The organism is Rhodococcus sp. RCBS9 (genome assembly GCF_029457415.1).
GTDB lineage: Bacteria > Actinomycetota > Actinomycetes > Mycobacteriales > Mycobacteriaceae > Rhodococcus_F > Rhodococcus_F qingshengii.
Map to the genome: position 1 here is coordinate 1640624 of NZ_CP120422.1, position 22873 is coordinate 1663496.

The following is a 22873-nucleotide window of genomic DNA, read 5'->3' on the forward strand; positions in this document are numbered from 1 at the left end:
TTCACTCCTCTTCCGTGGACGGAACGGCGGAGGTGGCCATTTCCGCAGCCGTCGCGATGAATGCAGCGGCCGCCGGGGATTGCTCGCCCGAGCGATAGACGATACCGACGTCGCGTGTCAGCGGCGGATCGAAGGAGAAGGCGCAGACGTCTGTCATCTGCTGTTGTGCAACCCTTCTCGGCACTACAGTGGCGCCGATTCCTCGACGCACGAGTTCCCACGTGGTCACAGGGTGGACACAGTCCACGACTACGTTCTCGGCGCCTTCGCTGAGCAAGCCCCGGAACTGATTCGATTGATCACCGAGATCGACCACAAGCGGCAAACTGTGCAAGAGCGCTCGCGGAACCGGATCCGCCAACGGCGTTGCAAGTCGGCCGGACAACGACGCATGGGTGGCGAGCACCAACTCCTGAGTGGCAATCGGAGCCGTGACCAAACCTTCGTACCCGATACTCAGATCGGTGACGCCGACCTCGGCCGACCCTCGCCGCAACGCATTGTCGACCCCGGCCGGGCCGTACGTGTCGAGAACACGCACGACGATCTTCGGGAAGTTGGCCCGGAATCGCCGGACCAACTCGACCATCGGATCGATCGAGAACGCCGAGTACGAGACGACGTCGACACGACCGAACTCGAGTTCGCGAACGGCGGTCACTTTCGCCTTCGCGCGCTCGACGTCGGCAAGGATTCTCCTGGCCGCGAGATCGAACGTGCGGCCCGCGTCGGTAAGAACCAACCGCCTGCCCGTCCGGTCGAACAGCGTGGCGCCGAGTCGACGCTCGAGCGTACGAATTGCCTGTGACAGCGAGGGCTGCGAAATGTAGAGAGCCTGAGCGGCCTTCGTTATCCCACCGTGGTCGACAACAGCGACGAAGTAGGTGACGAAGTGCAGATCCACTCATCCATCATACGACCAGCGATCCGTCGCTCACTCCACCCGAGTTGCCCCTGGTACGGCCCACTCTCCGGTGAAGATCGGCTCCCGCTTTTCCACGAAGGCACGAACCGCGTCGGTGGCATCCGTCGCAAAATTGACCGCTTGCGCCCTCGCCTCGTTGTCCAAGGCCTCCCGCAACGAGAGGGAGGTGTGACGTTCGAGCATGGCGGCAGACTGACTCAGTGCGGCCGGCGGGCCGGCGGCGAGCCGCTGCGCCAGTGTTGACGTGTGTTCGTCCAGCTCGGCCGGTTCGACCAGATAAGTCACCAACCCGAGCTCGTAGGCTTCCTGTGCGTCGATCGTCTCGGCAAGCATCACCAGTCGCTTGGCTTGTTGGAGGCCGACCAGTCTCGGCAGGATCCACGAACCACCGAAGTCGACAGACAGCCCCCGTTTGGCAAAGATCTGGCTGAACTTCGCACCCTTGGCCGCCACGACGAAGTCGCAGAGCAACGCCATGTTCCATCCGGCTCCGACGGCAAACCCGTCGACCTTCGCCACCAGAGGTTTGGGAAACTCACTCAGTGCGATTGCCGTTGCGTTGATGACACGCATGCGATCGAGCGGGTGCGACGAGCCACGCTTGTCCAGATCGGAGCCCGCGCAGAAGGTCCCATCCGCGCCGGTCAGGATCACCGAGCGAATCTGCGCGTCCTCTTGAAGTTCGAGGACTGCTTCACGTAGAGCGATCCAGGCGTCGAGATCGAGAGCGTTGCGGCGGTGCGGCCGACAGAGAACAATCGTCGCGACAGCACCGTCTCGTTCGATGCTTACGGCCGCACGCTCGATCGTCTCGGCACTCATGAACCACTCCACACGGGAGAGCGCTTCTCGGCAAATGCCGTGGCGCCCTCCTTGGCATCACGAGAGGTGAAGACCGGATCGATGAATTCGCGTTGCGCGACAAAGGCATCCGGATCGGTGTACTTGGCGGACATTGCCAGTACCTGCTTGGTCGCGCGAACAGCCAGTGGACCGTTAGCCGCTACTCGGGCCGCAAGCTCGCGTGCGACGGTCAGCGCGTGTCCCGGTTCGGCGAGCCGATTGACCAAGCCGTGATGATGCGCCACGGTGGCACTGAGTGGATCCCCCGTGATCGCGATTTCCATGGCCAACTGATACGGAAGAATTTTCGGCAGACGTAGGAGTCCGCCGGCGGCCGCGGCAAGTCCCCGCTTCACTTCGGGCAGGCCGAATTTCGCGTCCGTGGACGCCACGATCAAGTCGGCCGCCAAGGCCAGTTCGCAACCGCCGGCGAGTGCCCAACCTTCGACGGCTGCGATCAGCGGCTTCGACGGCGGTGCCTCGGTCAGACCGGCAAAACCACGACCCGGTAGCGATGGCCGCTCTCCGCGCGCAAATCCCTTCAGATCCATACCGGCGCAGAAGGTTCCACCAGATCCGGTCAGAATGCCGATGGTGAGATCGGCCCGTTCCTCGAACTCGTCGATGGCCGCAGCCAAGGCTTCGGCAAGTTCGAGATTGACCGCGTTCTTGGCCTCGGGACGATTGAGGGTGATGACGGCAACGCCGTCGGCGAAGTCGGTGAGCACGACGCTCATGTTCGGTTCCTACTTCCGTGATGAGATTCTTGAAAGGTCACTGCGCGCGAATGCTCCAGCGCACGGGTGTGCCGCCGGACGGTGTCACGATCTCCCGCTTGGCCAAAACAACAAGATGAGCATGGGTTTCGCGGACTGCCAAGCGAAGTAGTCGCGGCGACATCTGTTCGAACGGGCGAGACCAGGAGATCGTGCGTGAGAGTTCCCAGGCCGTGGATTCAGGCTCATCCTGCACCGCAGCCACGATCTCCGCCAATCGCTCCTCGTGATGCCCCATCAATTGACGTGCACGATCGGCGATCCCACGGAATCGATATTCATGTGCCGGAAGCACTTCGCACTCGCCCAGTGTTGTCGTCGCCTCGAGCGAGAGAAGATAACGATGAAGTGGGTTCTCGAGTTCACCGGGAATCGTGGAGATGTTCGGGCTGATCCTCGGCAGCATGTGATCGCCGCTGAACAACAAGCCTCTGTCCTCTTCCACGAAACAGAGATGTCCGGGAGTGTGCCCCGGTGTCCATTGGGCGCGGAGATTCCAACCGGGTAGGTCGAGTGAATCCCCTTCTCCCAGAACAATGTCGATGGTTTCGTGCTCAGCGAACCGCACCAGGTCGACCCGAGACGCGTCGAGCACTTCGGCCGGTGCGCCGAGTTCGGACAACTGCAGGTTCCAGCCACTGATGTCGTCGCGGGTCTGTTCGGGCCCGTGGTACCCGAGGAGCGTCGCGTCGGCCACGTGCATCGCAAGTGTCGCGCCGCTGACCTGCCGAAGACGCGGCGCCAGGCCGAAGTGATCGGGATGCAGGTGCGTGATTGCCGCATAGCGCACTTCGGAAACGTGGTATCCGATCGATGCTATGCCGTCGACGAGAGCCTGCCAGGACTGTTCGTGATCCCAACCGACGTCGATGAGGGCAAGTCCGTCGTCGAGCGCGAGTGCGTAGACGAGTACGTAGCGCAAAGGGTTGTCCGGCATAGGAACAGGGATCGACCACAATCCGTCCCGCACCTGTTCGACCGGTGGAAGGACTTTGTTCGCCCATGCCTCACGTTGTGCGACACCGACGTCTTCGGTCACGATCATGATGCTTCTCCGCTCGCGTTCAGCATGGTCCGCAGGCTCGACTTGAGCAGTTTTCCGCTCGCGTTGCGAGGTAGGGAGTCCACGAAATGGATCTGGCGAGGTTTCTTGTACGACGCCAACTTCGCTGTGCTGAAAGCGATCAACTCGTCGACGCTCGGCACGTCGGCACCGTCGACCAGTTTGACCACTGCGGTCACGGATTCACCCCAGCGCTTGTCGGGAACCCCGACCACCGCGACCTCGGCGACCGAGGGGTGCTCGGCCAGAATGGATTCCACCTCGATCGGATAGACGTTCTCTCCGCCGGTGATGATCATGTCCTTGAGTCGATCGGTGACGAACAGATACCCCTCGTCGTCCAGATGGCCGGCGTCCCCCGTTCGGAGGAAACCGTCGAGGGTGAACAATTCGGCGGTCTCACGGTCACGTCGCCAGTATCCGCGAGTGTTGTTTCTACTGCGCGCGACGATCTCACCGGAATTATTGGGCGGCAATTCCTCACCAGTGGTGACGTCTCGAATCGAGATCTCGACGCCGATCATCGGCTTGCCCGCAGAGCGAAGCAACTCCGAACGCGGCCCGCTCACATGATGGTCGTAAGCACGAAGGACGGATACCGAACCCGTCGTCTCGGTCATCCCGTATCGCTGAACGAATTTGCAGTTCAAGACAGTCATCGCGTGGGCGAGGAGCGCCGGAGTGATCGGTGACGCCCCATAGGCGACCACCTCCAGGCTGGTCAGATCGAAACTGTCGAGAGTCGGCAGATCTACCAGCGTCTGAATGACTGCAGGCACCAGAAATGCGTGGGTGACGCGGTGGGTCGCGATGGCATCAGCGACCCGAGCAGGCGCCATGTCTCCGAGCAGCACCAAAGGCACTCCGGCCGACAAGCATGTACTCATCCAGCCGGCACCGGCGATGTGAAAGAGGGGAAGTGCATCGAGTGCGACTGCATTCGAACCGAATTCGTAGACATCGAACCCCTCGGGCTCGTTGTACAGATTCCGGTGCGTGGCCACGACGCCCTTGGGCCGGCCGGTTGTCCCGGACGTGTACAGCTGCAGAACTGCTGCGTCCGGATCGTGCCCGTGTCCGGGGTCGACACCGGTCCCTGATGCCACGAACTCCGCCCAGGTTCGCGAATCCGACAGGCCCCCTGCAGCTCCCACGGTTATGACCTCGATGTCCGGCAACGCTGCGGACATCGCCGCCGCCCCCGCGGCGAACTCGTCATCGACGATCAAGACGTCGAGCTCCGCGTCCTCGGCGATGTCGACGAGTTCGAGTGGGTTGAGCCGCCAGTTCAACGGTATGAACACAGCGCCTGCCTTCGCACATGCGATGAAGGTTTCCGCACCTTCGAGCCCCATACGCAGTAGCGCACCGACACGAGCACCCGTTGTGGTCACTTCTGCCAGCGCACTCGCCAAGGTGCTGGTCTCGCCATCCAGCTCAGCCCAAGTCAACGTTCGGTCGCCGCACGTGATTGCCGGATCGGACGGCCGTGTCGACGCCGAGTGGCGTATCCGGTTGGGTAGGTGAAGCTCGCTCACATCACGCTCCTGTGTTCCAGGTACTCACCGAGCACGAACCGCGGTCGGTGGTACTGGAACAGTCGACCATCGCTATGGCCTGCGCCACAAAGACGAGAAGGCGCACAGAGCCATAGCTCAGACCTATGTCCGCAGGTCGCAGCAAGTCACCGCCGCCAAGGCTCCGTCATCTGGGAGAATTCGTCAGATGCAGGCACCCGGCATGGACATACGCAGCGCGCAGTATCTCGTCGCGGTCGTCGATCACGGCAGCGTCACTGCCGCCGCGGACGTCCTGCGTATCTCGCAACCGTCCCTCTCGCAGGCCGTGCGCAACCTCGAACGAGCTCTCGGAGCCACACTCTTCGAGCGCACCACTCGCGGTCTGGCTCCCACCACGGTCGGACTGGCAGTTGCCGATTCTGCCCGTACGTTGCTCGCCGACGTTGCTCGGGCCGAGGCCGCGGTGGCTGCGGTAACCGCTTTGCGCGCCGGGGAACTCGCCATAGCGGTTCAGTCCGATCTCGCCATCGACCCTGTTGCAGAGGTCGCCGGACGCCTCCATCTGACGGCACCCGGAATTCGGTTCTCCACGAACGCCTCCGCCAACGCACAGGACGTGCGCGCGCTCGTGAGAGCAGGTACGTGTGAACTCGGGTTTCTCGAGACCCACCCGGGTGCCGAAGTCTCCGACGGGCTTCGAGAAATTGCCGTGAGCACCCAGGAAACGGTCTTGTCGATCCCCATTCGCCTGGCCACAGACCTCCCCGATCCGGTTCCGCGCACCGTGGTCGCGCGCCTGCCGATGGTGGTCGAGGCATCCGCAGTTCGGCGCGGGCACTCGATCGACGACGATCTGGAACTCACCGACGTCGTCGTGGAAGTACCTGATCGCCTTGCTGTCCGGGAAATGGTCGGGCAAGGTGTAGGCGCCGCGCTGCTGCCCAGATCGATCGCCGAACAAGACTCCCCGGCATCTGAGGTTCGCTCGCTTTTCCCACCGATCACCCGGCAGACGATCTTGGTCTACCGCGACGGCCCGCTCTCACCGGCCGGGTCTGCGTACATCGAGAACATCTCCCCACGTCACAAGCCCTCCACGAACAGCCTGCCCAACGGCGAGAGCGTCTCCGGATCGAACTCGACGCCGTAATTCAGTGAGATCGCCGGCTCCACCGGAAATATCTCCGCGCCGGACGCGACCGACCTCTCGGCCAACGAACGCTCCATGAATGCCATGCCCAAACCAGCAAAGACGAACGCGCCGACGGTCTCCCGCTGCGCCAACTCCGTCGACATCCGAGTCCGGGCCCCGGCGGCCTGCAGAGACGACTCGATGGCAAGGCGAGCCCGCGAGTGTTTGAGCACACCCACCACGGGGAGATCGGGCAATGCCGTCAATGACACCGGCTCTCCCGCAGCGGGTTTCACACCATTCGGCCAGACGTCAGGATGAACCCCCGACGGCACTGCCAGCCAGTACTCGTTCACCCCCAACACTTTCGTGGACAGCGCCGACATGTCGGGTGGCCAGTAACTGAAGACCACCTCGCACGCGCCGTCTGCCAACACCTGCTCAGACGTTGCACCCTGCGGCAACTCACCGACCCGAACGGTCACAGCAGGCCACCGCTCACGAAAGTCTGCCACGATGCGTGCGATCGGACCTTCGAGACCATGTGCCGCGGAGCAGATGTCGAGCCGGCCACGAGGCTCGTCGGCCGTACCGATCGCGACGTCGAACGCGGCCGCGCTGCTGCGAGTCATCTGCCTCGCCGGCCCTACCAACGCCCGACCTGCTGCCGTCAGCACCAAACCGCGACCGACGCGGTGAAACAGTTCGACTCCGAGTTCACGCTCGAGGCCACGAATACCCTGCGACAGCGACGGCTTGGTGACCGACAGATTCTGCGCAGCCGTCGACAAGGACTCACCACCGGCAACGGCAAGGAAGTACTCGATCTGACGTAGGTCCACTCCATCGACTTTGCCATAAACGCAGCCGGGTATACCGGTACCAAGCACTGCAGGGTGTTCACACACGCTTCATTAATCGGACATTCAGGACACACCTTCTTCTACCCGGCGCCACCTACCGTAATTGGTCCAGACCAATTACGGATAGGTCTGAACCACCGCGTCGAAGACAAGGAATCCTCGTGAGACGTACGACCATCGCGATAGCAGCCGTGACAGCGGCTCTCGCCGTTCCCGGCATCGCCCCCGCCGAATCCCACGCCGAACCCGGCTGGGGCAGTTCGTCCTTCGAATGGGGCAGCTCTTCGGGCGAGAACAACACGCCGCCCGCAGCGCCCGGCGTCAGCGTCCCCGGCGGACGGTACGAGCACCCCGTCGACCTGACCTTCACCGCCGAGCGCGGCGCCACCGTCCGCTACACCGTGGACGGAACGACACCCACCACCGACAGCCAAGCTGCCACGCCGGGACGTCCGCTGCACATCGCGCAGGACACCAACGTCACTGTCGCAGCTTTCCGAGGCGATCACGCGAGCGCGGCCGTCTCGTTCGGCTACCTGATCAAGACGTCGGAAAAGCCGCTGGCTCAGGTCGTCGTGATGTCCGACGTCCACGTCGGCGATCACGCGAACAACGACAAGAAGTACGAAAGCTTCTTCGACACAATCGGTTCCATCTTCCCGAAACCCGACGCTATCCTCTCCAACGGGGACATGATCAACGACAACGGAGACGGCAAGGGGCCCGACCACAAGATCGTCGCAGAAATCTTCCAGGCAAACCTCGCCCGGAAGGGCATGAACGACACACAACTCCTGATCTCCAACGGCAATCACGATGCAAGTCTCGCGGCGATCAGAGCCGGTTACCCGGCGGAGTGGTTCCCGGATTCCGGTGGCGGATACTACGAATCCGACGTCAATGGTGTCCATCTCTTCACGGTCAACACCGAAACCTACAACAATGATTCAGCGCAACGCGATTGGCTGAAGTCCCGCCTGACCGAAATCACCGCGGAGTCCGGGAACCTGACCAAGCCGATCCTGGTCCAGGGACACCGGCCGGCAAGCAACACAGCCATGGACGGGCAGCAGGCGTCGAACCCTCGATTGACCGAAGACCTGAGTGCCTTCCCTCAGGCAATCTTCTTCTCCGGGCACTCACATCTGAACAACAACGACGACCGGTCGATCCATCAGCGTGACTTCACGTCGGTCAACGACGGCTCGATGTCGTACATCGAAATCGATCACGGCTACCAGATGGTGACCGAGTCCGGTCTCGCGAACCGTTTCGAATCACCCACTGCCCAAGCGCTCTTCGTCGAGGTCTACCAGGACCGCACGGAAATCAACCGAATCAACATGGCAGCAGACAAGCACGACATCTACGCCGGTGGCGCGTGGTCAGCCAACTGGCAGCCGCCGTACTCGAGCGCGGGCACGCTGAGCGGTTCGGGGTGGACGGTCGAACTCGACGGGTCGACCAACCAGCAGATCAAGGACAACTTCCGCTACACCTCGGGCGCACGGAACACGCACGCGCCGGAGTTCACCTCGAGCACTCCGCTCTCGGTGACGACCGGCGAAAACGGTGCGACCGCACTGAGGATCGCGCAGGCCAAGGACGATCAGATGGTGCACCACTACGCCGTCGAGGTCACGGACACAGCCACCGGAGCGAAGGTGGTCTCGTCGAAGGTGCTCTCGGACTTCTACTTCATGCCGCGGCCGAACAGCCTCGACATTCCGATTCCCGACGCCGCAGCGGGCACCGCATACGAAGCCCGCGTCGAAGCCGTTGACGCATACGGCAACCGGTCACCGGTGACAACCCTGGCCTTCACCCGCTGACCCGACACGACAAAGCGGCACCGCGCATATTCGCGGTGCCGCTTCTCGGCTCAGTTGTACGTGCGAAGCAGGCCCTTGCTGATGATCTGCTTCTGGATGTCGCTGGTGCCTTCACCGATCAGAAGGAACGGCGCCTCACGCATCAACCGCTCGATCTCGTATTCCTTGGAATAGCCGTATCCGCCGTGGATACGGAAGCTGTCCTGGGTGACCTCCGAGCAGAATTCACTCGCCAGATACTTCGCCATACCCGCGGCGACATCGTTGCGCTCACCCGAGTCCTTGAGCCTGGCAGCGTTGACCATCATCAGATGTGCCGCTTCGACTTTGGTGCCCATCTCGGCGATCCGGAACGCGATGGCCTGATGCTCGGCGATCGGCTTGCCGAAAGTCTCGCGTTGCTTGGCGTAGGTGACAGCCAGTTCGAAAGCGCGCTGGGCAATTCCGCAGGCACGCGCGGCGACGTTGACCCGGCCGACCTCGACGCCGTCCATCATGTGCCGGAATCCCGAGCCAGGGGTGCCACCGAGAACCTCCTCGGCTCCGATCTCGAAACCGTCGAAGATCATCTCCGTGGTGTCGATTCCCTTGTACCCCATCTTCTCGAGCTTGCCCGGAATGGTCAGGCCCGGGAGTACCTCGCCGAAACCTGCGGGTTTCTCGATCAATATCGTCGTCAGATTGTTGTGCGGCTTCTCCGCGCCCTCGTCCGTCTTGACCAGGACTGCCACCAAGGTCGAGGAACCCCCGTTGGTCAGCCACATCTTCTGGCCGGTGATCACGTAATCGCCGGAGTCCGTCCGCTTCGCCCTGGTCGATATGGCAGCAACATCGGAACCGAGGGCAGGCTCCGACATGGAAAATGCACCGGTGAGTTCCCCGGAAGCCAAACGCGGCAGGTACTTCGCCTTCTGTTCCGGCGTCCCGTGCGCCGAAATCATGTGAGCCACGATGAAATGCGTGTTGATGACACCGGACACGCTCATCCATCCACGGGCCAATTCTTCGACGCACAGCGCGTAGGTGAGCAATGATTCGCCGATACCCCCGTACTCGGGGTCGATGGTCAGTCCGAACAGACCCATGTCCTTCATCTGCTTGACGATGTCGGTCGGGTACGTATCCGAGTGTTCGAGTTCCTGCGCCGCGGGGATGACCACACGATCGACGAACTCGCGTACCGCCCCGACGATATCGGTCTGAGTTTCGGTCAATCCCGCCGTCTGCGCCAAACGAGTCACTGTTCCACCTGTCAGTCGGTACTTCGCGCCCTCCCGGTCGACGAAATTGATTCGACTCCAGGAACTTTCATCCCGCCGCGACGTGTGTGCGGCAGAGACGCTGTATCCATTCAATCCCCGAAGGGTATATGTGTCAAAGTCGATTTCGCATACGAACCGTATGGCGGAAACTATGTCCGAACAGGTCGTTCCTGCTGTTGACAACCGCGCCACGCGTGCTGGATATTCGAGTGGCCAGGTCGCGACGGGCCCTTCGATCGGCCCGTTCACGCGACGCATTCCCCACCTCTCCTCGAGACAGGCGCATTCCATGCACGACGCAGTCATCTGTGAACCCGTTCGCACCCCGGTGGGCGGATTCGGCGGAGTCTTCAAGGACGTTCCCGTCACCACTCTCGCCGGCACTGTTGTGCGTGGCCTCGTCGAACGAACCGGCATTGCGTCCGCCGATGTCGACGACGTCATCTTCGGTCAGGGTTACGCCAACGGAGAGGCCGCGGCCATCGGGCGAATCGCGGCACTCGACGCCGGTCTGGACGTGTCCGTTCCCGGAATACAACTCGATCGCCGTTGCGGTTCGGGATTGCAGGCGATCATCTACGCCGCGATGCAGGTACAGACCGGGATGAGTGATCTGGTCATCGCCGGCGGCGCCGAGAGCATGAGCGGAACCGAGTTCTACTCCACCGACATGCGTTGGGGCACAAAGCGCCCTTCCGTCGAGTTCCACGACCGATTGGCCAAACCGCGCACGAACTCCGGCGGAGTCAACTTTCCGGTGGAAGGCGGCATGATCGAGACCGCCGAGAACTTGCGCCGGGAGTACTCGATCACCCGCGACGAGCAGGACCGATACGCGGTGCGATCGCACGAACGGGCCGTTCACGCCCAGGACAGCGGGTATTTCGACGACGAGACCATTCCCGTTTCGGTGCCCGGACGCCGTGGTGAGCAGACAGTCGTCACCCAAGACGAGCATCCGCGCCGAGGGATACAACTGTCCGATCTTGCTGCACTGCGCCCCATTCGAGGTCGCGTCGACCCTGAAGCAACAGTCACCGCCGGAAACGCCTGCGGCCAGAACGACGCCGGAGCCGCGGCCATCGTCACCACTGCGGCCAACGCCGAACGGCTGGGCCTGCGGCCGTTCGCGAAACTGGTCAGCTGGGGTGTGGCCGGTGTGGAGCCGAACCGGATGGGCATCGGACCGGTGCCTGCCGTGGCGAAGGCTCTCTCCCGTGTCGATCTGTCGCTGGACGACATCGACCTCATCGAAGTCAACGAGGCCTTCGCCGCCCAGGTTCTCGCGTGCGCCAAGGCTTGGGGATTGAGCGCGCAGGACATCGAGGAGCGCTTCAACGTCAACGGTTCCGGGATCTCGCTCGGACATCCTGTCGGCGCTACCGGTGGGCGGATCCTCGCCAATCTGCTGCGCGAACTCGACCGGCGCCAGGCACGGTACGGGATCGAGACCATGTGTATTGGTGGCGGACAAGGGATTGCCGCGGTGTTCGAGAACCTGCGACGCTAGAAGCGTTAACCGATCGATCCGTCGCGGCGAAGTTCCGCGATCCGGTCGCCCGTAAGTCCCAACTCGGCCAGCAGAGAATCCGTCTGCTGGCCGAGTGCTGGAACGTCACCCATGCGCATTTCGACATCCGAATACGTCATCGGAGGCAGCACGGCATCGATCGGACCGTTCTCGGTGCCCACGGACCGCCACCTGGCACGCTTCTCCAGCTGCGGATGTTCCAGCAGACCGGCCATGTCGTTGAGTGCCGCGGCCGGAACACCAGCGGCGGCCAGACGCTGATCCAGATCTGTCGTCGAGTACAGACGCGTCAGAGAGCCCACCAATTCGTCTACCTCGCCACGGTTTTCGACGCGCACGATGTTGGTGCGGTAACGCGGATGATCGACCAGATCCTCTCGCTCGAACACGTCCACCATCAGCGCTCGCCATCCACGATCGTTCTGGACGCCGATCAGGATTTCGCCGTCGGCCGTGGGATACGAATCGTAGGGAACGATCGCGGCATGGCCGAGACCGACACGTGGAAGCTGCTTGTCCGCATACATTTTCATGTACATCGGATGGCCCAGCCACTCGACGGTGGAATCGAACATCGAGACCTCGACGAGCGCTCCCTTGCCCGTTCGCTCTCTACGGAACAGGGCGCTCAGAATCGAAGTCAGCGCGTACATTCCTGCTGCGATGTCGGAGACCGGGATGCCGGTCTTGGTGGCCGTCTCCGGTGTGCCTGTCACGGAGATCATTCCGGTCTCGGCTTGGACCAACATGTCGTAGGCCTTGCGCTCGCGCCGCGGGCCGGCACTGCCGTAGCCGGACATGTCGATCACGATGAGCCGTGGGTATTTATCGCGCAGTTCCTCCGCGCCGAACCCCAGTCTCGCGGCTGCGTCGGGAGCCAGGTTCTGCAGGAACACATCGGCTCGCGCGACCAGATCGAGAAGGATCTGCCGGCCGGCTTCCGACTTCACATCGACGGCGATCGATTCCTTGGAACGGTTGAGCCACACGAAGTGTGATGCCTGACCGTGAACCGCATGGTCGTAGTGACGCGCGAAGTCACCCTCGCCGACGCGTTCTATCTTGATCACCCGCGCACCCATGTCCGCGAGATGTCTGGTGGCGAGCGGTGCCGCCACCGCCTGTTCGAGTGCAACTACGGTGATTCCGTCGAGCGGAAGATCCGAGTTCGGCTGTCCCATGTCAGTAGTCACCCCAGAAGTTTTACACCCAGAATTCTCACACTCTGAATTCTTGCACTCGAACAGGACGGATCAGATGTGGCGGCCGCCGGTGATCTCGAGAACCGTGCCGGTCATGTAGCTCGAGAGGTCGCTCGCGAGGAACAGCACAACCGAAGCAACTTCCGAAGGCTCGGCTGCGCGCCCCATCGGAATCTCGGCAAGCTTCTCGTTCCAGATCCGTTCGGGCATCGCCTCGGTCATCGCCGTGCGGACCAGTCCGGGCTGAACGGCGTTGACGCGAACGTTCTTGAACGCGACCTCTTTTGCCGCGGCCTTCGTCAGACCGACGATCCCGGCCTTCGCGGCCGAGTAGTTGGTCTGCCCGAGCATGCCCACCTTGCCGGAGATGGACGAGATGTTCACGATCGCGCCCGTCTCACGCTCGCGCATGCGGGCGGCGGCAGCGCGTGTTCCGTTCCAGGCGCCCTTGAGGTGAACGGCGATCACGTCGTCGAAGTCCTGCTCGGTCATCTTCCGCATCGTGGCGTCGCGCGTCATGCCGGCGTTGTTGACCATGACATCGACTGGACCGAAAGCGCTTTCGGCCAGATCGAGCATGGCCTCGACCTGTCCGGAGTCACGCACGTCGCAGGAAGCGAAACGGGCGACCGACTCTCCACCGAGTTCGGCGACCGCAGCCGTTCCCACGGTTTCGTTGATGTCGCCGAGAACGACGGTCGCGCCTTCCTTGATGAAGGTGCGCGCAATTTCGAGCCCGATGCCCTGGGCTCCGCCGGTCACTACCGCAACCTTGCCGTCCAACAATCCCATGTCCACTCCGTTCGTGAGGTTAAGCTCGTCTGGAAAATGTGTCAGCGCTGGTTTTGCTTTTTCGCTTGCGCCACGAGCCCACCACCGAGAATCAGACGCTGGATCTCGCTGGTTCCCTCGTACAGGCGCAACAGGCGAACTTCACGGTAGATGCGTTCGACCGGAACACCGCGCATGTACCCGTTGCCCCCGTGGATCTGCACGGCGAGATCTGCGACCTTGCCCACCATCTCGGTGCAGAAAAGCTTTGCCGCCGAAGGCCCGAGACGGCGATCCTCACCGCTGACGTACCGCGCGGCCACCTCGCGCACCATCGCGCGCCCTGCCATCACACCGGCTTGCTGGTCTGCCAGCATCGCTTGAACCAGCTGGAAGTCGCCGATCGCGGTGCCGCCCTGTTCCGTGACCACGGAGAACGCGACAGATTCGTCGAGCGCTCGCTGTGCTGCTCCCACCGAGAGCGCCGCGATATGGACTCGTCCGCGCGCGAGAGACGTCATCGCTGCGCGGTATCCGGTGTCCTGGTCGCCACCGACGAGGGCCGACTCGGGAACTCGGACGTTGTCGAAGGTGACCTCGGAGGTCCAAGCACCTTCCTGACCCATCTTCTTGTCCTTGGGACCGACCGTGACACCTGGCGTGTCAGCCGGAACCAGGAACACTGCAATTCCCGGACCATCGGAATCCGCCGGGCGAGTGCGCGCGAACACCACGAACAGCTGCGCCAGTGGAGCATTGGTGATGAACCGCTTGTTGCCGTCGATCACCCAGTCGGATCCGTCCAGCACTGCCTTGGTCCGAAGGCCGGCCGGGTTGGAGCCCGCGCCCGGTTCGGTGAGAGCAAAGGAAGCCACGACATCACCGGAGGCGATGCGCTCGAGCCACTGAGCCTTCTGCTCGTCGGTACCGAAGCCGACCAGCACCTGTCCGGCAATTCCGTTGTTGGTACCGAACATCGAACGCAGCGCCAGAGACGTGTAGCCGAATTCCATTGCCAGTTCGACGTCTTGGGTGAGATCGAGTCCGAGCCCACCCCATTCCTGAGGGATCGCGTAACCGAAGAGCCCGATAGCTGCGGCCTTCTTGCGTATGTCCTCAGGAATGGCGTCGGTGTCGGCTATCTCCTGCTCACGCGGAACTACTTCCTTACGGATGAACTCCCGCGCAGTCGCCAAGATATCTGCGAAGTCATCTGCGTCGACCTGCATTCCCACCACTCACCTTGCTGTTTCCGAAGTCCATGCCGTCCCCCGAAGTCAATACCGTGAGGCAATCGGAGTCAAAGACCTGAAAACGAACCGAAGGTAAGGCAGAACCTATAGCAAGCTTCAGACGGTGCGCAGTTCCCGCTTCAGTAGCTTGCCGCTCTGGTTGCGCGGAAGCTCGGCCACGAAACGGACATGCTTGGGCACCTTGAACGGAGCGATTCGCTCCTTGACGTGGGCAATCAACGCCTCGGGCGTCAACGCGTCGTTGCCGTCCTTGAGCACGACGATCGCGGTGACGGCCTCGATCCACTTCTCGTCGGGCGTACCGATCACGGCAACTTCTGCCACGGCGGGGTGCGTGTAGACCGCATCTTCGACCTCGCGTGACGCCACCAGGATGCCGCCGGTGTTGATGACGTCCTTGATCCGGTCGACGACCGTGATGAACCCTTCTTCGTCCCGCACGACCAGATCGCCCGAATGGAACCAGCCGTCACGGAAGGCCTCGGCGGTGGCTTCCGGATTCTCCCAGTAGCCGTTGCACAGCTGCGGTGAGCGGTAGAGAACCTCGCCGGACTCACCGTCGGCAACATCGTTTCCGTCGGCGTCGACGACGCGGGTTTCGACGAAGAACACCGCGCGACCACAGGAAGACGGGCGATCAGCATGCTCGCTGGGCTGGAGAACTGTTGCCAGTGGGCCGATTTCGGACTGACCGAAGCAGTTGTAGAAACCGATGTCCGGGTAGCGCTCGCGCAGACGATTGAGCACGGTGACCGGCATGATCGAGGCGCCGTACTGCGCCTTCTTCAGCGAAGACAGATCGCGGGTCTCGAGGTCCGGATGGTTGGCCAGCGGTACCCACACGGTCGGCGCCAGGAACAGCGATCCGATCTTTTCGGCTTCGACGCGGCGCAGGATTTCCGGGATGTCCGGCGCCTGCATCAGACTGACCGTCGCGCCGACGGACAGGTACGGCAGCATGAAGACGTGCATGCCCGCGGAGTGGTACATCGGCATGCAGATCAGCGGGTTGTCGTTCTTGTCGAGGCCGAGCGCGATCACCGAGGACACGTACTCGTGAACCAGTGCACCGTGAGACATCATGGCGCCCTTGGGCTTCGAGGTGGTGCCAGAGGTGTACAGGAGTTGCGCCAGATCGGTCGACGTCGCACGCGGTTCGAAGACCGGCACCTCGCCCGCCTCACCGATCGTGACCACGGACAGTTCCGCGTCCCGCAGTGCGATCACGTGATCGAGATCGAGGTCGGAGCGTACCGAGTCGAGCGTCGGCGCCAATGCCGGATCCACCAACACCGCGCGGGCGCCTGACTGCGCCACGAGGTACCGGAGTTCCTCCCCCTTCAGTGCGTAATTGACCGGAACATGCACCAAACCTGCTCGTGCACAGGCAAGAAATCCGATTGCATAGGCGTCGGAGTTGGTTCCGTATGCCGCGACGCGGTCGCCGTGTTCGAGCCCCAGACCGAGCAAGTATGCGGCGACCCGCGTCACCGCGTCGTCGAGTTCGCGGTAGGTGCGAGTGCGATCTTCGAATACGACGGCTACACGGTCGGGGTACTTGGCTGCCGAGCGCCGAAGCACTCCGTCGACAGTGTTGGTGCGTGGATCCAGGCTCATGCGCCTCAGGTTATAGGACGTCCAACTAAACCGGAAGAGCGATCGTTACTTATTGCGCCATTCGGGCTTTCGCTTGTCCACAAAGGCCTGCATACCTTCCTGAGCGTCGCAGGTCACGGCGTTGGTTGCCATCGTTTCCGCCATCGCCTCGTACGCCTGCGCTTGCGGCAGATCGATCTGGCGATAGAACGCCTGCTTACCGATCTTCACCGTCAAGGGGCTGGCCGTCGTGATCTTGGCGGCCAGTTCGCGCACCTCTCGGTCCAGGTCTTCGGGCGCGACGACGAAGTTCACCAGACCCCAGTCCGCAGCGGTGTCGGCGTCGATCGTCTGCCCGGTGAGCAACATCTGCATCGAGCGCTTGCGCCCTACTGCCCTGCTCAGCGCCACCATGGGCGTCGAGCAGAACAGTCCGATCTTGACGCCCGGCGTGCCGAAGACAGCATTCGACGCAGCAACAACCAGATCACACGACGCGGCCAGTTGGCAGCCCGCCGCGATAGCCGGGCCCTGTACTGCGGCAATCACCGGCTGCGGAATCCGCTGTACGGTCTCCATCATCTCGGTACAGCCGTCGAAGATCGCCCGCTCGTCCTCGAGGGTTCTCCCGATCATCTCCGTCAGATCGTGTCCGGCGGAGAACACCGGGCCTTCGGCGCGCACGATCACGACCCGCACGCGCTCGTCTACAGACAATTCGACAAGGGCAGCCGTCACCTCACGCATGGTCTCCGCCGAGAGCGGATTGCGCCGCGCCGGGCGATCGAGCGTCAGGAAACCGAGTCCCACCGATTCCTCGACGGAAATCTTCACTGCAGTGTCTTCTACCTGTGTCTGCGACATGTGTTCTCTCTACCAATCGAATCCATCCCGGTCAACGAGACGAAAAGGGCATCCACTCGCACCGCGTCGATACGGTCCGGTCAATACTTCGCCACTACGAGGAGTGCCCATGAGCACCGATGCCGCCGTCACCACTGATCTCGAAGAGATTCTGCGCGCTCAGCAGGAAGCAACTCGAGCCGCTGGTCTTCCGTCCGCGCAGACACGACGCGAGCGCATTCAACGCGTCGTCGATCTCCTGGTGGCAAACCACAAGGATCTGACCGAGGCGATCAACGAAGACTTCGGCGGCCGAATCCCGGCCTACTCGGTGATGAATGACGTTCTCGGGTCGATGGTTTCACTCAAGCACGTTCGTGATTCGCTCGAAGAGTGGATGATTCGCTCACCGAGAGCTACCGGAGCGATGCAGGACCAGTTGGGTGCCACGGCGTACGTGTCGTACCAGCCGAAGGGTTCGATCGGCATCATCGGAACCTGGAATGCTCCCCTGTTCACTCTCCTGAGCCCGCTCGCCTGCGCCCTCGGAGCAGGAAATCGCGCCGTTCTCAAACCGTCGGAGATCGTGCCCAATACTGCGGCCGTCCTGGCCGAGGCGGCGCGTCGAACTCTCGACCCCGTGGAGGTCGCGGTGGTGACCGGCGGCCCGGAAGTCGCTGATCTGCTGACGTCGCTGCCTTTCGACCACCTCGTCTTCACCGGCAGCACGACCGTCGGAAAGCTGGTCATGGCCAATGCTGCGAAGAACCTGGTGCCGGTCACCCTCGAACTCGGCGGCAAGTCACCGAGCGTCTTGAGCCGCAGTGCCGATATCAGCTCTGCTGCTTCGCGTTTGGCTATCGCGAAGTCCACCAACGCCGGTCAACTCTGTGTCTCTCCCGATCTGATCTACGTTCCGCGCGAGAACACGGAAGCATTCATCGACGCGTTCACCGACCAGTTCACGGGACTGTTTCCCACGATCGCCGACAACAAAGACATGGTCTCGATAGTCAGCGATCGTCACCTCGCACGCATCGAGGGGTACATCGCGGACGCCGAAGAACGTGGGGCACGAATCATCACCGTTCCCGACGAAGAACTCTCCGCAGACACTCGTCGTCGCCCACTGCGAATCGTGGTCGACCCTCCGACCGACGCGCAGATCATGAAGGAGGAGATCTTCGGGCCGGCCGTCGTCGTCTTGCCGTACGACCAACTCGACAACGTCGTCGCCGACATCAATTCACGACCGAAACCGTTGGCGCTGTACTACTTCGGAACCGATCTGGACGAGAAGGAATCCGTACTCGAACGCACCGTCTCGGGCGGCGTCACCATCAACGACGCAATGTCTCACCCCGGGCTGAGCGACGCACCCTTCGGCGGCGTCGGAGCTTCGGGTATCGGGCACTACCACGGCCGCGAGGGTTTCCTCGAGTTCAGTCACGCCCGAACGGTATTCGAAGCAGCGCAGCATGACCCACGCGGCGAGTGGGGAATGCTCCCGCCGTACGGTGAGGGTTTCGAGCAGATGATGTTGGCTCAGGTAACGCCCTAGGGCCTCCGGCCCCGTGCGCCTTTTTGGTAGTTCACGCTACCGGAAAGGCGCACCGGCAAGGCCGCGGCTGAGGAACTCCACCAGCTGACCCGGCTCGGTGTCCTCGGACTCGATCAGTTGGATCAACTCCTTCTTGTCTGCTACCGCAAGCGGTTCGATGCCACCGAACGTGCGCATCGTGGACCCGGCCGGAAGAACACGAGCACACACGAGTGTGCCTGGCTCGAGGTTCAGCGAGCCCCACTCGTCCGTGACCTTCACCAGATGCCCGTTGCGGACGTCGCTGAGGGTCACCAACTGTCCCGGCTCCGTCGAGGCGACCTTGTACACCGAGCGCGGAATCGACAACCACTGATCGGCCAGTTCGCGTTCGTCGGCAGGCAGCATTTCTCCGCGGCGCTCGACAAAAGCCGCGAAGATGCCGGCGTCGAACAAAGCAGCGTCGACGGCCAAACCACCTTCGACGGCCAGCGTCAGTGCTTCTTCGCTGTTGAACTGCTCGGCACGGATGAGCGCAAGATCGAACACGGCGTCGAAGTACTCCGGCGTGCGCGAGAACAACTGAGCCTTGACGTAGAGCCAGCTGGCCCGGTCGTCGAACGTCACCTCGGACTTACCGAGATGGCAAACCTTGAACTTTCGCCCGGAACCGCACCAGCACTTGTCATTTCGTCCGAGTTCGGGGTGCTCGGCCGGGGCGTAGCGCTGAAGAACCTCGTGCAGAACCTCGGACTCGCCACCCTCGATTCGGCCCAGCAAAGCCAGCGCGCGCGTCACATCGCTTCGATCGGCGGCCAGTAGCGCCAGATCGAAGATCGCGGGAGTCCAGTCGGGATCGAGATCGTGCGCTGATTCGTACGACGCCTCAGCGGCCAGGATCTTGCCGAGACGATCCGAAGCCTTGCCCGCCAGCCAGTGCGCTGCCGGCTTGACACGACGCGACCCTTTTTCGGCGAGAGCAGTTGCAACAGAATGCAATACGGAATCATGATCGTCGAGTTCGGACAACAGCTCCAACGCTGCCGCAGCCGCGGGCGGCTCGGCGAGGCCGGCGAAGGCCTGCGGATCCTCCTTGATCTGCTTGCGCGCCCAGTCCGAGACATCCTCGACGCCTTCGGCTTTCGCGGCCATGACCACATCGACGAAGGCGATCACCGACGCGGCTTCTTCGGGGTGCAGATTCTCGCGGACCTCGAGCATGCGGGCCCGGTTCGCCAGGTGGTATGCCTCGAAATCGAATCCGTCGACCGCAACGTAGTCACCGTCGCGGACGTAACCTGACGCCTCGAGCATCTCGCCCAGCGGGGCGGTCGGCTGACGGAACAGCGACGGCTCGTCGAGCATCAACTGCCAGACAATGGCATCGAGGGTGTCAGCACCGATGTCGGCAAGGACCGTCGCCAGGTGCTCGCCGAATCCGGGTGCGGGATCCAGTACCTCGGGGATGGTGCAGAGCGTCAGCTCACGGTCAGCGACGAACAATCCGATCAAGTCACCTACCGAGCACTCGGCAAGGGTGTCGGTGTCGAGCAGAAAGCCTTCGTCGTGTGGGAACTCCGGATCTTCGATCCCACGATCAGCCAAAAGATCGTCGTCGGTCCCGCGGTGCACGACGCTGATGCCGTGGATTTCGTCGTCGTCACGATCGAGGAAAACCCGCAGCATCATCAGATCGGGGTTCGCGTCGAGAACGCCGGACTTGATCTCCGCTTCGGTGAGGCGATGGGTCAACACTCGATGCTCGAACAACGTGTCGAGTGCGGCGTACCGCTCCTCACTCAAGTATCCGAGCAGTGGGTCCTCGACGTACTCGACAAATTCGGCCATGTCCTCGGCTGTACCGTGCCCGGCGTCAGCCAACAGGGTGCCCCAGTCCGCCGCTGTCTGCGGGCCGTGCTCACGCAACAACTCCATCGCGGCTTCGGCGATCAAGTCATTGGCATCCATCGGTTCGTTCACCTATCCAACTTTAACGGGGTCGACTCGATACATCGTCACCGGTCATCGGTCGAGTGATCGGCGCCTCCGCGCAACTCGCGCACCAGTTCTTCGGCCTCGAGATCTTCTGAAGCGAGAACCTCGAGTACCCTCGCGGCCTGCGATTCCGTAGCCATGGCCACAACACCCACCGCAAACGCGCCAGTGGGGGCCGTCAGGACCCGAGCACTGATCACATCACCTGGCTCGCCTTCGACCGAGTGAGCAACCGTGACGGTCTCCTTGGACCCACGATCGAGCAGCACGACGCCGGTGTCGGACGTTTCGATCACCTCGTACACCGACCTCCGGATTCCGAGCCACTGTGCGGCTGTCACAACTTCCGCCTCCGGAAGTAGTTCGCTGCGTCTGGCCAAGAATTCGGCAAAGATTCCACCCTCGAACAGAGCGACGTCCAGTGCCGATCCGTCGAAGATCGTGGCCGCGATCAGTTCGTCCTCGGAGAGATTTTCGTTTTCGAGATCGTCGAGCCCGGTCACGATGTCGACGAATTCGGAGGCAAACGCAAACAGGCATGCCTTCTTGTACAGCCACCGACCGTCCGCCTTGACGGATTCATCGGCCTTTCCGAGGTGGCAGACCTTGTACTTGCGGCCGGAACCGCACCAACACTTGTCGTTTCGCCCGAGTTCCGGGTGATCGGCTGGGACGAAGTCCTGCAGTACGGCGTAGAGATTCTCTTCACTTCCGCCGTCGATCCGCCCGAGCAGTGACAGCGCCCGGGTCGCATCGCCGCGGTCCGACGCGAACTGAGCCAGCTCGAACAAGGCCGGACCCCAACCGGATTCGGCAAGGAGCGCTTTCTCGTAGTGCGCCTCCGCTTCGAGGACGCGCCCCAGCCGATCGACAGCCTTACCGGCGAGCCAATGAGCCGCCGCCCTGACCGACCGTGGCCCTCGCTCGGCCAGTTCGGAGGCAAGCGCTTCGAGGATTGCGTCGGTCACCGGGTCCTGATTCCGAAATCCGAGATCGAACACGGCCACTGCAGCACCCGGATCTGCCAGTGAGACAAAAGAGTCCGGAGCAGCGCTCACATGACGGTGGGCCCAGTCCGCGATATCGAAGTCGGCGATGACCGCGTCGGTGTATCCGCGGTCCGCCAGATCGACAAACGCAACGGCAGAGACTGCCTCGTCGTGGGTCAGGTCGTAGGTACTGGCCACCAAGGCTGTCCGAATCTGCAGGTCGTAGGCGTCGAAGTCGAATCCCCGCCGAGCCAGTAGCTCACGCTCGTGCTCGTAACCTGCCACCTCGAAGATCTCACCCAGCGGCGCAACAGGAACCGTGAAGAGTGACGGATCCTCGATCAGGAGTTGCCAGCACACAGAATCCAGGGCCTCTACTCCGTCCTCCTCGAAGAGTTCGCCGAGCGCCGGAGCAAGATCGGGTTCGTCCTCGATCTCGACCAGACGAAACGCAAGTGTTCCGTCTTCGACAGCCAAGCCGACGAGATCACCGTCGGCGCACTCGCCGAGGGTTCCGGCCGGAAGTACCACAACTCGTCGACTCCGGAAGGGAGCAGCTCCGCGTTCGGAGGCTGCTTCTTCCGCCAGGGCCACCCGGATCGCCCCGTCCTCGCCGTCGCCGAATGCCAAGATCGGTTCCAGGTCGGGGCTCGCGTCAAGGATGTCCGACGCAATTTCGACTTCGCTGAGCCGGTGAGTGAACACGAGCCCTTCGAGGACCGTGTCGAGAGCGACGTACTTTCCGTTGGGCAGGTACCCGAGCATCGGTTCGGACAGGTACTCGAGTACATCGGCCAACTCGGTCGCAGTTCCGTACTCCTCGAGATGGGTCGCCCACTCTTCGAGACTCAGCGGGCCTTGCTCGCGCAGAACAGCCAAAGCAGCGGAGGCAATGGAACCGGCAGCGTCGTCGTCGAAATCAGTCACCCGCCAATGG

18 protein-coding genes are annotated in these 22873 nt (G+C 62.5%); 4 read left to right on the forward strand and 14 right to left on the reverse strand.

All coding sequences use genetic code 11. The features are described 5' to 3' along the window. Position 1: 1 nt before the first annotated feature. Genes P0M12_RS07805 through P0M12_RS07825 form a run of 5 tightly spaced genes read right to left on the reverse strand, consistent with a single transcriptional unit; the run spans position 2 to position 5145 of the window. Positions 2 to 904: a LysR family transcriptional regulator gene (locus tag P0M12_RS07805; protein WP_007729501.1), complete on the reverse strand. Its 903-nt coding sequence runs from the start codon at positions 902 to 904 to the stop codon at positions 2 to 4. A gap of 30 nt (positions 905 to 934) precedes the next feature. Beyond that, positions 935 to 1747: an enoyl-CoA hydratase-related protein gene (locus P0M12_RS07810; RefSeq protein ID WP_030537193.1), complete on the reverse strand. Its 813-nt coding sequence runs from the start codon at positions 1745 to 1747 to the stop codon at positions 935 to 937. Beyond that, complete coding sequence (locus P0M12_RS07815) at positions 1744 to 2505, reverse strand: crotonase/enoyl-CoA hydratase family protein (RefSeq protein WP_065351440.1); 762 nt, start codon at positions 2503 to 2505, stop codon at positions 1744 to 1746. The genes P0M12_RS07810 and P0M12_RS07815 overlap by 4 nt, the downstream gene beginning before the upstream one ends. A 37-nt stretch (positions 2506 to 2542) precedes the next feature. Beyond that, positions 2543 to 3589, reverse strand: coding sequence for an MBL fold metallo-hydrolase (locus P0M12_RS07820; RefSeq protein WP_030537195.1), 1047 nt, complete (start codon positions 3587 to 3589; stop codon positions 2543 to 2545). Continuing rightward, entirely contained in the window at positions 3586 to 5145 is a 1560-nt protein-coding gene (locus P0M12_RS07825; RefSeq protein ID WP_209447982.1) for a long-chain-fatty-acid--CoA ligase, read from the reverse strand. The genes P0M12_RS07820 and P0M12_RS07825 overlap by 4 nt, the downstream gene beginning before the upstream one ends. A 187-nt stretch (positions 5146 to 5332) precedes the next feature. Between P0M12_RS07825 and P0M12_RS07830 the strand changes: the two genes are divergently transcribed. Then, positions 5333 to 6277: a LysR family transcriptional regulator gene (locus P0M12_RS07830; protein ID WP_042923979.1), complete on the forward strand. Its 945-nt coding sequence runs from the start codon at positions 5333 to 5335 to the stop codon at positions 6275 to 6277. Here the strand turns inward: P0M12_RS07830 and P0M12_RS07835 are convergent. After that, entirely contained in the window at positions 6211 to 7101 is an 891-nt protein-coding gene (locus tag P0M12_RS07835; protein WP_030537198.1) for a LysR family transcriptional regulator, read from the reverse strand. The genes P0M12_RS07830 and P0M12_RS07835 overlap by 67 nt on opposite strands. Positions 7102 to 7283: 182 nt before the next feature. Between P0M12_RS07835 and P0M12_RS07840 the strand changes: the two genes are divergently transcribed. Beyond that, the gene (locus tag P0M12_RS07840) at positions 7284 to 8954 is read left to right on the forward strand and encodes a chitobiase/beta-hexosaminidase C-terminal domain-containing protein (protein WP_064443699.1); all 1671 of its coding nucleotides are present in this window, start codon (positions 7284 to 7286) and stop codon (positions 8952 to 8954) included. Between the two features lie 50 nt (positions 8955 to 9004). Here P0M12_RS07840 and P0M12_RS07845 read toward each other — a convergent pair whose 3' ends face one another. Continuing rightward, the gene (locus tag P0M12_RS07845; RefSeq protein ID WP_030537200.1) at positions 9005 to 10195 is read right to left on the reverse strand and encodes an acyl-CoA dehydrogenase family protein; all 1191 of its coding nucleotides are present in this window, start codon (positions 10193 to 10195) and stop codon (positions 9005 to 9007) included. A gap of 310 nt (positions 10196 to 10505) precedes the next feature. Here P0M12_RS07845 and P0M12_RS07850 point away from each other — a divergent pair, with 310 nt between their 5' ends. Beyond that, the gene (locus tag P0M12_RS07850) at positions 10506 to 11726 is read left to right on the forward strand and encodes an acetyl-CoA C-acetyltransferase (RefSeq protein ID WP_277377913.1); all 1221 of its coding nucleotides are present in this window, start codon (positions 10506 to 10508) and stop codon (positions 11724 to 11726) included. 5 nt (positions 11727 to 11731) lie between these two features. Here the strand turns inward: P0M12_RS07850 and P0M12_RS07855 are convergent, their stop codons facing one another. From P0M12_RS07855 to P0M12_RS07875, 5 genes are all read right to left on the reverse strand, one after another. After that, on the reverse strand, positions 11732 to 12928 hold the full coding sequence (locus tag P0M12_RS07855; protein ID WP_277377914.1) for a CaiB/BaiF CoA-transferase family protein: 1197 nt from the start codon (positions 12926 to 12928) through the stop codon (positions 11732 to 11734). A 72-nt stretch (positions 12929 to 13000) separates the two neighbouring features. Then, positions 13001 to 13741 carry a 3-oxoacyl-ACP reductase FabG gene (gene fabG, locus P0M12_RS07860; protein WP_003940214.1) on the reverse strand — a complete coding sequence of 247 codons (741 nt, stop codon included), beginning with the start codon at positions 13739 to 13741 and terminating at the stop codon, positions 13001 to 13003. Between the two features lie 41 nt (positions 13742 to 13782). Next, on the reverse strand, positions 13783 to 14949 hold the full coding sequence (locus tag P0M12_RS07865; protein ID WP_007729538.1) for an acyl-CoA dehydrogenase family protein: 1167 nt from the start codon (positions 14947 to 14949) through the stop codon (positions 13783 to 13785). Between the two features lie 120 nt (positions 14950 to 15069). Further along, complete coding sequence (locus tag P0M12_RS07870) at positions 15070 to 16590, reverse strand: acyl-CoA synthetase (protein ID WP_007729540.1); 1521 nt, start codon at positions 16588 to 16590, stop codon at positions 15070 to 15072. Positions 16591 to 16635: 45 nt separating this feature from the next. After that, positions 16636 to 17433, reverse strand: coding sequence for an enoyl-CoA hydratase (locus tag P0M12_RS07875; RefSeq protein WP_003939812.1), 798 nt, complete (start codon positions 17431 to 17433; stop codon positions 16636 to 16638). Between the two features lie 109 nt (positions 17434 to 17542). On the opposite strand from P0M12_RS07875, the gene P0M12_RS07880 reads away from it, so the two are divergent. After that, a complete protein-coding gene (locus tag P0M12_RS07880; protein WP_007729546.1) occupies positions 17543 to 18973 on the forward strand; it encodes a coniferyl aldehyde dehydrogenase in 1431 nt (476 codons plus the stop codon). Between the two features lie 36 nt (positions 18974 to 19009). Here the strand turns inward: P0M12_RS07880 and P0M12_RS07885 are convergent, their stop codons facing one another. Next, positions 19010 to 20932 carry an SEC-C domain-containing protein gene (locus P0M12_RS07885; protein WP_277377571.1) on the reverse strand — a complete coding sequence of 641 codons (1923 nt, stop codon included), beginning with the start codon at positions 20930 to 20932 and terminating at the stop codon, positions 19010 to 19012. Positions 20933 to 20967: 35 nt separating this feature from the next. After that, positions 20968 to 22863, reverse strand: a complete 1896-nt coding sequence (locus tag P0M12_RS07890; protein ID WP_275232532.1) for an SEC-C domain-containing protein — start codon at positions 22861 to 22863, stop codon at positions 20968 to 20970. Between the last annotated feature and the right edge of the window lie 10 nt (positions 22864 to 22873).

Bases quoted from the DNA above. Each gene is read 5' to 3' on its own strand.
- P0M12_RS07820 (WP_030537195.1), bottom strand. From the start codon at position 3,589: ATGATCGTGACCGAAGACGTCGGTGTCGCACAACGTGAGGCATGGGCG.
- P0M12_RS07830 (WP_042923979.1), top strand. From the start codon at position 5,333: ATGCAGGCACCCGGCATGGACATACGCAGCGCGCAGTATCTCGTCGCG.
- P0M12_RS07855 (WP_277377914.1), bottom strand. From the start codon at position 12,928: ATGGGACAGCCGAACTCGGATCTTCCGCTCGACGGAATCACCGTAGTT.
- fabG (WP_003940214.1), bottom strand. From the start codon at position 13,741: ATGGGATTGTTGGACGGCAAGGTTGCGGTAGTGACCGGCGGAGCCCAG.
- P0M12_RS07880 (WP_007729546.1), top strand. From the start codon at position 17,543: ATGAGCACCGATGCCGCCGTCACCACTGATCTCGAAGAGATTCTGCGC.
- P0M12_RS07850 (WP_277377913.1), top strand. From the start codon at position 10,506: ATGCACGACGCAGTCATCTGTGAACCCGTTCGCACCCCGGTGGGCGGA.
- P0M12_RS07865 (WP_007729538.1), bottom strand. From the start codon at position 14,949: ATGCAGGTCGACGCAGATGACTTCGCAGATATCTTGGCGACTGCGCGG.
- P0M12_RS07810 (WP_030537193.1), bottom strand. From the start codon at position 1,747: ATGAGTGCCGAGACGATCGAGCGTGCGGCCGTAAGCATCGAACGAGAC.
- P0M12_RS07875 (WP_003939812.1), bottom strand. From the start codon at position 17,433: ATGTCGCAGACACAGGTAGAAGACACTGCAGTGAAGATTTCCGTCGAG.
- P0M12_RS07870 (WP_007729540.1), bottom strand. From the start codon at position 16,590: ATGAGCCTGGATCCACGCACCAACACTGTCGACGGAGTGCTTCGGCGC.
- P0M12_RS07815 (WP_065351440.1), bottom strand. From the start codon at position 2,505: ATGAGCGTCGTGCTCACCGACTTCGCCGACGGCGTTGCCGTCATCACC.